The organism is Campylobacter sp. RM12642 (assembly GCF_020137635.1).
GTDB lineage: Bacteria > Campylobacterota > Campylobacteria > Campylobacterales > Campylobacteraceae > Campylobacter_E.
This window is the reverse complement of the sequence record NZ_JACGAT010000037.1, coordinates 1-11236: the sequence shown is the minus strand read 5'-3', so window position 1 is coordinate 11236 and position 11236 is coordinate 1. Positions and strand designations below refer to the sequence as shown.

The 11236-nt window shown below is 28.3% G+C and carries 9 protein-coding genes and 1 pseudogene; 5 read left to right on the top strand and 5 right to left on the bottom strand.

The window, feature by feature from the left end; genetic code table 11:
* Positions 1-5 precede the first annotated feature (5 nt).
* From AVBRAN12642_RS09020 to AVBRAN12642_RS09010, 3 genes are all read right to left on the bottom strand, one after another.
* Entirely contained in the window at positions 6-1202 is a 1197-nt protein-coding gene (locus AVBRAN12642_RS09020; RefSeq protein ID WP_214119485.1) for a major outer membrane protein, read from the bottom strand.
* Positions 1203-1314: 112 nt separating this feature from the next.
* Positions 1315-1575, bottom strand: coding sequence for a hypothetical protein (locus AVBRAN12642_RS09015; RefSeq protein ID WP_336608257.1), 261 nt, complete (start codon positions 1573-1575; stop codon positions 1315-1317).
* Between the two features lie 77 nt (positions 1576-1652).
* Positions 1653-2255, bottom strand: coding sequence for a tetratricopeptide repeat protein (locus AVBRAN12642_RS09010; protein ID WP_336608256.1), 603 nt, complete (start codon positions 2253-2255; stop codon positions 1653-1655).
* A gap of 116 nt (positions 2256-2371) precedes the next feature.
* Between AVBRAN12642_RS09010 and AVBRAN12642_RS09005 the strand changes: the two genes are divergently transcribed.
* The 5 genes from AVBRAN12642_RS09005 to argH are packed head-to-tail and all read left to right on the top strand — an operon-like array spanning position 2372 to position 8383.
* Positions 2372-3868: an inorganic phosphate transporter gene (locus AVBRAN12642_RS09005; RefSeq protein WP_336608255.1), complete on the top strand. Its 1497-nt coding sequence runs from the start codon at positions 2372-2374 to the stop codon at positions 3866-3868.
* Positions 3862-5223 carry an MFS transporter gene (locus tag AVBRAN12642_RS09000; protein ID WP_442862369.1) on the top strand — a complete coding sequence of 454 codons (1362 nt, stop codon included), beginning with the start codon at positions 3862-3864 and terminating at the stop codon, positions 5221-5223. The genes AVBRAN12642_RS09005 and AVBRAN12642_RS09000 overlap by 7 nt, the downstream gene beginning before the upstream one ends.
* Positions 5220-6200, top strand: coding sequence for a nucleoside hydrolase (locus AVBRAN12642_RS08995; protein WP_336608253.1), 981 nt, complete (start codon positions 5220-5222; stop codon positions 6198-6200). The genes AVBRAN12642_RS09000 and AVBRAN12642_RS08995 overlap by 4 nt, the downstream gene beginning before the upstream one ends.
* On the top strand, positions 6184-6996 hold the full coding sequence (locus tag AVBRAN12642_RS08990) for a Ppx/GppA phosphatase family protein (protein WP_336606769.1): 813 nt from the start codon (positions 6184-6186) through the stop codon (positions 6994-6996). The genes AVBRAN12642_RS08995 and AVBRAN12642_RS08990 overlap by 17 nt, the downstream gene beginning before the upstream one ends.
* Before the next feature lies 1 nt (position 6997).
* The gene (gene argH, locus AVBRAN12642_RS08985) at positions 6998-8383 is read left to right on the top strand and encodes an argininosuccinate lyase (RefSeq protein ID WP_336608252.1); all 1386 of its coding nucleotides are present in this window, start codon (positions 6998-7000) and stop codon (positions 8381-8383) included.
* 141 nt (positions 8384-8524) lie between these two features.
* Here argH and AVBRAN12642_RS08980 read toward each other — a convergent pair whose 3' ends face one another.
* Entirely contained in the window at positions 8525-9742 is a 1218-nt protein-coding gene (locus AVBRAN12642_RS08980; protein WP_336608251.1) for an McrC family protein, read from the bottom strand.
* Positions 9732-10971: pseudogene (locus AVBRAN12642_RS08975) on the bottom strand (McrB family protein); the annotation flags it as partial. The pseudogene AVBRAN12642_RS08975 and the gene AVBRAN12642_RS08980, both read right to left, overlap by 11 nt.
* Between the last annotated feature and the right edge of the window lie 265 nt (positions 10972-11236).

Below are 11236 nucleotides of genomic sequence, written 5' to 3'. Positions count from 1 at the left end.
TATAGTTAAAACGAGTATTTAGCTTCTAATCTAGTTTTATAAGTTTTAATATTTTTCATATCGGTTTTAGTAATCGCATAATCATAAAATGCGCTAAATTTTAATTTCTTAGAATATTTATAAACAATTTTTGGCATTAATTCTGTTTGCTTATATTTAGCTAAATCAAGCTTTACCCCGCCATCAATTATGCTAAATAAAAAATTAAAATTATCATATTTATAAGATATATTTGAATACAAATATTCTCTTTTACCTATTCCACCATAAAATCCATCTATTATCGTTTTTCCCGAATGCAAAAGCAATCCTTTATCATGCCAAGTTACAAAACTTGCTTTATCCTTTTTACCATAATTTATATAGCCTAACTCAAAATCAAAATTCTTAAATCCGACTAGAATTTCAACGCCATAAAATACAGAATTACTTGCATTTAGAGAAGTTTTGTAATTTTGCTTTAATGATGTGCTAGTTAGTTGAGAATTAAAAGAATAATGATAACTCTTCTTATCTCCTAAATAACTTTTCAAGTCCACTCCATAAAAAATAGCAAAATCATTAAGATAATCAGCACCTAAAGTAAGATTTATTAAATCATTATGATAATTAATATTTAGCCCATAAAGGTTTTGATTATAGATTTGTGATTTTAAATTCTTTGGCAGATTTGTAGCTTTCAGTGGTATTTTATAAGATATTTGATTTATTGCTTTTTCGTTTATCAAACTACTTTCACTCAAATCAAAATTATCTACAAAATACGCATTTATATTTGTATTATCTAAAGAATTATTATCAATTAAAAACGAAGTAACCAAAACCCCATCATTAAACATACTAGGCACTTTTAATCTACCAAAACTAAAGCTTGTATTAAAATTAGTATAAGTTAAATTCGCTTCTTTTAAATGAAAATTATCATTAGTATTAATATAAGCATTATTTGAATAACTAAAAGATTTTGTATCATATCTAAACACCGCATTAGCCTTGTAATTATCAGCTAAATTTAGGCTTAATTTATAATCTAATCTAATTTTGTGTGCTGGTTGAGTTAAAGCAATATCCTTAACTCTAGTAGTATCATAGCGATACCTTAAAAACCCATCTAAATCTACATTTTTTATTGATTGTTCTAAACTAAGTGCATTGGCACAAACAGCAACTAAACTTAAAGAAATTGTTGTTTTAATATTCATTTTTATCCTTTTTTATGAGAATGATAAATATTATTAAAACAAACTTATATTTAAATTAATTATCATAATAAATATTAAATAATATGATAATTTAAATTCCAACTCCAATACTTCATAAAATAATGCAGCCATATATTAAGATTACTAAAATAAAAGAAGAGCCAATAAATACAAAAAACGAATCAAGCAACAATTCATCTTTTAAATACAAATAAAAATAATAAGCATTTGCAAATATAATAAATATAGAATTAGCAGTTATATCTAAGGCTGAAAAAGTGGTTAAATACTTAAATACAAAAATACAATAAGCGTAAAAAATTACACTCAATACGAAAATAAAAAAATCAACTTTATTAAAAAATCTTACCAATTTAAATTCCTTTTATTTTCATACTATCAAAAATAAAAGGAATTAGCTAGAAAAATTAATTTTGCACTTTTTATAATTTAATCTATTTTATATTCACACGCTACTTGATAGCCTAAATCACAAGCTTTTCTTACATATTCCTTAGCCAAGCTTTTATTGGTATAATAATAAAAGTTACCTAAGTTATTGCAAGCTATAGCCTCTCCTAAATTACAAGCTTTTTCATAAAGCATTTTCGCTCTTTCTTTATTGTTTTCTTTCGTATAATAAATATTTCCTAAATTAGTGCAAGCATTTAAATATCTTAAATTACAAGATTTTTCATAATAACTCTTTATTTCATTCATTAATGCAGGATTTTGGCTTTGCTCTAACATATACGCTATATTATGGCACGATATAGGCTCATTATTATTACAAGCTAACATATAATAATTAATCCCTTTAGTAAATTCTTCCTTACTTTTAGCACTATAAATATAAGCAGTTCCTAATTCCATACAAGCTGACATATAATTAAGCTCACAAGACTTTTCTAAATACTTAATAGATTCTGCTATTTGCATTTCTTTTGCCTTAGCAATTCCTATGTTATAACAATCATTTGCATTGTTACAAATTACTTGATTATTAGCAAAACAAACACTAACACAAAATGCCAATACTAAAAACTTTTTCATCAACACTCCTTTTAATTTTGCGTATCTTAGCATATTTTACAAAGATTTTACATTGTAGAAATCTTAACAATTTTTTTTAGTCTATAATTAGCCCAATTTTTTAAAAAGGAAAGGTAATGGCAAGAGAAAACATTATTATAACGATACTTTTTGCTATCGTTTGTGTTGGCTTTTTGTTTTGGGGTTATAGCACCACAAATTATTATATATTCTTTACAATTGCTGCAATTTTTGGAATATTTTTAGCATTCAATATAGGTGCAAACGATGTTGCAAATGCTTTTGGAACGAGTGTTGGAGCAAAAACTCTTAGCATAAAACAAGCTTTAATAATAGCTGCGATATTTGAATTTAGCGGAGCATTTTTTGCTGGTGCTGAAGTAACTGCTACTATTAGAAGTGGTATTGTAAGCGTTAAAGAAAACATAGAACCTATGCACTTTGCTTATGTTATGATGAGTGCTTTGTGTGCTGCTAGTGTTTGGATTTTTATAGCTACTTATAAATCTTTACCAGTTAGTTCAACTCATTCAATAGTAGGCGGAATTTTAGGTGCTGCACTAGCTTTAGGTTTCATAGCCGAAAATAACGCTACTCAAGTTAGCTGGGGTGGGATAGGAACCATTGTTGCTAGTTGGTTTATATCTCCTGTATTAGGTGGGGTTTTGAGTTATTTTGTTTATTCATTAGTTTATAAATTCATTGTAGTTCCTACTAAAGAAAAAGAAAATATTTTAAAGCAAATCAAAAAAGATAAAGCAGAGTATAAAAAACAATACATAGATGAATTTATGCAAAGCGAAAAATCTAAGCAATATAGTGAGCTTTACGGCATTTTGCTTAACGAAAAAGGCGAATACGCAAATAAATTAAAAGAATTTACAAAAAAAGAAAAAGCAGTTGATGTAGCAGGATTTTTAAGCAAACGCATACCTGTTTTAGCTACTTTAATAGCTCTTGTAATTTCATCTATGTTATTTTTTAAAGCCTTAAATAATGTTGATACAGGACTTAGTCATTTTAGTATAGGATTAATCATCTTATTAATTTGTATTAGTGCTTATATAATTTGTGTAGGAATTATTAATATTATGAAAAAAGGCGAGCCAAAAAAAGCAGTAAATCGTATTTTTTCATGGTTTCAAATATTTACAGCTTGCACATTTGCCTTTTCTCACGGAGCAAACGATATTTCAAACGCAGTTGGACCATTTGCTGCGATTTTAGATATTTTACACACAAATACAATAAATCCAACTTCAGCAGTGCCTACTATTGTAATGTTAGTATTTGGCATTTCACTAGTTGCTGGGCTTTGGTTTTTAGGCAAAAGCGTTATTAAAACCGTTGGCAAAAGTCTAGCAAAAATCAAGCCTACCACAGGTTTTAGTGCCGAGTTTGCTTCAGCTATTGTAATACTTCTAGCAACTCAACTAGGAATTCCAATCAGTTCAACTCATATTCTAATAGGTGCGGTATTAGGAATTGGAGTATTTAACAAAAACGCAAATTGGAAAATGATGAAGCCAATAGGCTTAGCGTGGATGATAACCTTACCTGCTAGTGCTTTAATTTCGGCATTTTTCTTAAGCTTACTTTATTATTTATTTTAGGAGATTTAATGAATCAAATTCAAGATGATATTTTAAAGACAAAAGAAGGCAAAAAATCCTTTAAAAACGCAATCATTAGCTGTTGGCTAGGAACTGCTATGGAATATGCTGATTTTGTTTTATACGGCCTTGCGGCTGCAACCGTTTTTGGTAAAGTTTTTTACCCAGAGCAAACCCCTATAATCGCTCTAATGCTTAGTTTTGCAACCTATGGAGTTGGCTTTATTGCTAGACCTATTGGAGCTTTCTTTTTTGGTAGATTAGGAGATAAATATGGTCGTAAAGAAGTTATGATGATAACTATATTTTTAATGGGTGCAGCGACTACTTTAATAGGATTTATCCCATCTTATAATAGCATAGGCATTTTAGCGCCTTTATTATTAGTGATTTTAAGATTTTTACAAGGTTTTGGAGCAGGAGCTGAACTTAGCGGTGGAGCTATTATGTTAGGTGAATACGCACCTAGCAAAAATCGTGGTTTAGTATCATCAATCATTGCACTAGGCTCTAATAGCGGGACTTTAATTGCTAGTGGAATTTGGTTTTTACTTGGATTTTTAGATGATAAAGACTTTTTAGAATGGGGCTGGAGATTGCCATTTATATTTAGCTTTTTAATAGCTGCATTTGCCTTGTATCTAAGACGCTTTGTAGGAGAAACACCTGTATTTGCAAAACAAAAAGAACAAATGCAAAAACAACGAGAACAAAATTTAAAAACTCACAAAACCGAAAACAAAACTTTTTGGCAAAAAAACAAATCATTTTTTATTATGCTAGGTCTTAGAATGGGAGAAAACGCCCCATCTTATATAGCTCAAAGCTTTTTAGTAGGTTATGTTTATACTATTTTATTATTAGACAAACAAATAGCTACAACAGGGGTTTTAATAGCTTCATTTTTAGGATTTTTGGTTATTCCATTATCTGGATGGCTAAGCGATAAATTTGGTCGTCGCATTATGTATAGGATATTTTGCTTATTATTAATGATTTATGCAGTTCCTGCATTTATGTTACTTGATAGCAAAAATGAAATAATAGTAATTTGTGTAATTGTCGTAGGAATGTGCCTTGCATCTTTAGGGATTTTTGGAGTTCAAGCAGCTTACGGAGTTGAAATGTTTGGGTGCAAAAATCGTTATACAAAAATGGCACTAGCTAAAGAAATCGGTGGCATTTTATCAGGTGGAACTGCACCATTTTTAGCAACTTATTTTATAAATCTAACTCATAATTGGTATTTAATCGCTGCTTATTTTATATTTATGGCAGGAATTGGATTTGTTACTACATTTTTTGCTCCTGAAACTAGGGGTAGAGATTTAAATCTTATTGAAAATGCTATATGAAAATCGTAATTGACACTGATATAGGCAATGGTATTTGTGGGGCTAATACTGATGATGGCTTAGCCCTAGCACTTGCAATTGCTAGTAAAAAGATTGATTTAAAAGCAATAACAACTCTAAGCGGAAATGTGATAAATCACAAAGCTTATGCAGTCGCAAGGAATTTAATTTCTAAATTAGGGATTAAAATTCCTGTATTTTTAGGCTCAAGTAAGGCTTTATTAGAAGATGAAACGCCGTGGAGAAAAAGACTTGATGAGAGTGTTTATAATTTTAAATTAGAACACTTATGGCAAGATTGCGAACCTATTAAACTTTATAAAAACGCCAAATTAAACGCTGTTTATAAATTATGTGAATTAGCAAGAGTTTATAAAGATGAGCTTATTGTTTGTGCTATTGGACCACTTACAAACATAGCTCAAGCTTGTATTTTAGATAATGAGTTTGCAAAAAATGTAAAAGAGATTTTAATTATGGGCGGGGTATTTGATATGAGTAAATACCCTAAAGATACTAATTTTGGTTTTGACCCAGAAGCTGCTAGGATTGTGCTAAGAAGTGGAGCAAAAATCACTCTAGCACCTTACAATATCACAATGCAAACTAGCCTAACCCATAAAGATTTAGAAGAAATAAAAGCAATTAATAATAAATTATGTGATTTTTTATATACAAGTATTAAGCCTTGGATAAGTTATGCAGAGCTTACAAGAAATAGCATTGGCACTTGGATACACGATGCTTTAATAATTGCATATTTGCTAGATTCTAGCATTTGTAAAAGCGATGAATATTATGTAGATATAGAAACTTGTGGCGAAGCAAGGGGCAAAAGCTTAAGATATGATAAAAATCTTAATATGAATATAGGCATTGATTTAAGCAAGTTAAACCTAGTAAAGGTTTTAAAAGATATTGATAATGAAAAATTATTAAAGCTAATAAAGGCAACTTTAAATGAATTTAGCAATTGATATAGGCTCAAATACTCTTAAAATAGCTGTATTTGATAAGGTTTTAAAAAACTACGAAAAGGTCTTAAACTTAGGACTATTTTATGAAAACGAGTGTATAAATGATGAAGGAATTAAGGTCTTAATCAATGCACTTGATGAGCTAAATTACGATTTAAGCAAGGCAAAAGTAGTTGCTACTGCAATTTTTAGAAAAAGTAAAAATGCTGATTTAATAGCTAATATGCTTTATCAAAAATACGGCTTTAAATTAAAAATATTAAGCCAAAACGAAGAAGCAAGGCTTACTAGATTAGGGGTTGGAATTTCAATTCAAGGTGATTTTACTTTAGTAGATGTTGGTGGGTATTCAACAGAAATTACAAGTAATGATAAAAAATTATTACTTGATATAGGACTTTTATCTTTTTATAAAAGCGTAAAAGAAAAAAACTTAGATATTAAAGACTACGCATATACACTTTTAAACCCTTATAAAAACGAGCTTAAAAGCTATCCAAGACCAATTGTTCTAGCATCAAAAACGGGAATATTTGCAAAAAGTATTGCAAAAAATATTGCTTATAAAGATATTGATGATTTAGAGTTTCATAATAGCATTGTAAATAAAGATGAATTATATAAATTAATTGATTTTATTAATACAAATAATGCCGAAAAAAGAGATTTAATGCTAGGAGTTAATAGAGATTTTGCAGTGCTTTGCGGGGCTTATTTTATTGATACTTTATTTGATGATTTTGAATTTATCATTTCAGCTTATGGGCTTAAAGAAGGAATTTTATTAGGAGAATAGTATGAAAAAATTATGGGGCGGTAGATTTAACCAAGCTACGGATAAATTAGTAGAAAATTACACAGCGACTTTGCCACTTGAAAACAGACTTGCTTTAATAGATATAAAAGGAAGCATAGCACACGCAAAAATGCTTGAGCATCAAAAAATCATAAACTCTCAAGAATTAGCAGAGATTTTAAAAGGCTTAGAAATTATTCAAAACGAATTTATAGAAAATAAATTTGAGTTTAATATAAGCGATGAAGATATTCATATGGCTATTGAAAAAAGACTTAGTGTTTTAATAGGTGCAAGTGCTGGCAAACTTCACACTGCAAGAAGTAGAAACGACCAAACCGCACTAGATGGAATATTACAAATGAAAGAATTTGTATTAGGAATTAAAACTAATTTAAAAGAATTAATGCAAGAGATTTTAAACCAAGCTAAGATAAATTTAGACTTAATTATGCCAGGCTTTACTCATCTTCAAACCGCTCAACCGATTTTATATTCGCATTGGATAATGGCGTATTTTTGGATGTTTAAAAGAGATTATGATAGATTTTTAAATCTATACAACTCATTAAATGAATGTCCGTTAGGCTCGGCTGCACTTGCGGGGACTACTTTTAATATAGATAGATTTTTTAGCGCAAATGAACTTGGCTTTGCAAAGCCAAGTGAAAATAGTATTGATAGTGTTAGCAATAGAGATTATATGCTTGAGTTTTGTAGTGTTAGTGCAATTTGTTTTAGCCATCTTTCACGCCTTTGTGAAGAGCTAATTATTTTTAATTCAAATGATTATAAATTCATTGAGCTAAGTGATGATTTTTGCACGGGTTCAAGCATAATGCCACAGAAAAAAAACCCCGATGTATGCGAAAAAATGCGTGGCAAAACAGGTAGAATTTATGGCAATCTAATCTCAATGCTAACTATTATGAAAGGTTTGCCACTAGCTTATAATACCGATATGAGCGAAGATAAAGCAAGTGTTTATGATACTCAAGATACCATAAAAGATAGTCTAATAATAATTACAAAACTAATTGCAAAAATGAAACCAATTAAAGAAAATATGCTAAGAGCAGCTGCTAATGGATATTCAAATGCTACTGATTTGGCTGATTATTTAGCTAAAAAAGGTGTGCCATTTAGAAAAGCTCACGAAATTACGGGAAAATTAGTAAGCTATGCAATCTCAAAAAAACTTAAATTAGATGAATTAAGCTTAGATGAATTAAGGCTTGAGTGTGATTTAATTGAAGATGATATTTATAAAGCAATTGATTTAAAAACTTGCGTTGATTTAAGAAATTCTTATGGTGGGACATCAGAAAACGCAGTAAAAACCCAACTACTAAACGCTCAAAAAACATTAGAAAATCTAGGAATTTAATTTTAAACTATGTTTAAAGATAGTAAAAGCTATCTTTAAACTTGCAATTTATTATCTTAATAATTAAGCTTTTATTTATATCTAATCATATTTTAAATTCATAAAACCTAGATTATAACAAATCACAATGCAACTAAAATATCAACCTAAAGGAGCAAAAAGAATTTGTAATTTTATCTTAGTATTAAAGCAATCTAAGTTATATTCTAGTGTTTTATACCCTAAACTACCATCAAAAAGTGGATATATAAGCCAAACTTCACTAACTTTAAAAGCTATTGCATAGGCAAATAATTGATATAAATCAGCTTGGCTAATATTACTTAACTTATTTATGATTTTATACTTTGTATCAGCGATGATTGTTTTATCTTTAAGCTCAATTAAAATATCAGGTCGCATTAAACAACGCTCATTTTGACCATCTTTTATTAAGTGTTTTTTTAATAATTGAGTGCTTATTTTTATATTTGGATTGTGTTTTTTAAACATAAAAGCTACATAATCTTCAAAAAGTCTATTCATATCAAAAAGCAAAGCATAAGCGTTATTATCCCCCGCAAATGGTGTAAAACTAAAACCATTTAAAAATAACTTACACCATAAAAGTATGTTTTCATAATAACTATAATGCTTATTTTTTACACTAAATTCACATTTTTTAATATCAATTAAACTAATATCATCAAAAGTCTTTAAATATTTTAAAATCTTTTTATTTTGACTTAGTTTTTTTAAATGAAATAATGTAGTTTTTATAGTTTGATTTATCACATTGTCTATGATATATTCATCATTTTCGGTAAAAAATCGCTCTTTATGAATTAAGTTATGTTTTAAATTCTCATTAAAAAGCAATTTGCCTTTTAAAGTTGTTCTATTTTCAGCTATTTTTATATAATCACTCATAAGCCCTTTATTTAAAAGCACGAAAAGTTCTTCTAAAAACATTTTAACAAAAACTTCAAAAAGTGGCATTTTTTCATCTTTTAGAGTTGCTTTAAGCGATTTTTTAAACGGACTTTTTTGTAAAGTTCTTAAAAGTTCTAAAAGTAGCTGCTTGGGATTTAACTCTCTTTCTTTACAATCCTTAAACATCTCATCTTTTAGCTCATAAGCCTTGCTTAAATCTATTCTTGGCATTATCTCATTACTTGGTTTTGAAACCTTAGGATAAATTTCTAAAACCCCACTTTTTGTCTTTATAAGCCCTACATAATTTCTTGCTTTTAGTTTATTTTTACCGACTATTTTTAAAAACTTTGGGTTATTTTCAGCAAAACTCATAAGCTCATTTAAAAACTCATCGTTATCAAGTGAGCTTATTATTTCGTGTTCGTGGGCTATTTTATTTGCCATAGATTTTATTAAACCAATCTTTTGTTAATTTATCCAAAAACTTATTATTTATGCGTAAAACTTCTTGATTTAACATATTTTTACTTACTATCAATTCTTCATTATCATTAAGCACCGATTTTATCTGCGAATAATCATTATAAAAATACTCTTCTAAAAGTGGTAAAATCTTATTTCTAAACACGACTTTAAGTTCATCAATGCTGTTTATATCCATAAAATACGAATGTCCGATAAGCTTTTCATCTCCTATTAAACATTCAATTCTTTCATTCATTTTATTTAATAATTTATCTAATTCAATCTCATCGAGTTTAAATTTTAAAAGAGAACTATTAGGCATCATCTTTTTAAACTCAAACCTACGCCTTAATGCCGTATCAAGGGTAGTGATACTCTTATCAGCTGTATTCATAGTGCCTATTATATAAACATTATTTGGCACACCAAAACTCTCTTTACTATATGGCAACACTACTTCTAGCTCTTCAGCATTTCCTAGTCTTTTACTAGGCTCAATAAGTGTGATAAGCTCTCCAAAAATCTTACTAATATTCCCACGATTTATCTCATCAATAATGATTATATAAGGCTTTTTTATGGAATTTTCAACATATTCTTTTAAACCTAGAGTTTTTAAATAATCTATGATTACTTTAGCATAAGCAGAATTATAAAGTTGGTATTTTGGATTTTTATATAACTCTTTTATTGATTCTATATTAACTGGATAATCTTTATGCTTATCACTCATACCATCAAATTTAATTCTAAAAGTTATACCATCTCTAAACTGAATATGATATTTTGTATTTGGAATATTAAAATACTTTTCAGGGTCAGCTAAATCTATTGATGATTTTTCTTTTAATGTTTCTATTAAAATATCAAAATTATTGATTAACTCTGTATTACCTTTGGCTTGTTCGCATAAACTCTTAAAAATACCATTAGCTACAACATATTTTATTTCACCATTCTCAGAAATAGGTCTAATTCCTTCTACAAATTCTTCATATCCATAACTTTGATGAAAAGTGATAAATACGATTTGTCCGTTTTTTACATACTCCTTAAACTTTTTTTTGCATTGCTTGTCTTGTGTCATTTTCGTTTGTTTGAGTTGAAAAATCTTCGCCCAAAATCTCTAAAGCTATATTTATAGTATCATAAGTCTTACCAACCCCTGGTGCTCCATATAAAATCTGATTTAACGGATATTTTTTCATAGGTATTTTACTCCTTTATTTTTTTCATATAATATTTAAAAAACTTCATAATATATTAACTAGATAAAGTATAACAAATTTAACAATATCACTTACAAAAATTATGCAATATCTTAAATCTAAATCAAAATTAAAAAGTAGAAAATGATAAATATTTTTAATAAGGCAGTAATTTAAAACAATCATAAATATTTTTTATGCTAGTTTTTTGATTTTATTTGATTTTTATAAAAAAGGTGCTAAGGATAGCACCTTTAAATATTTT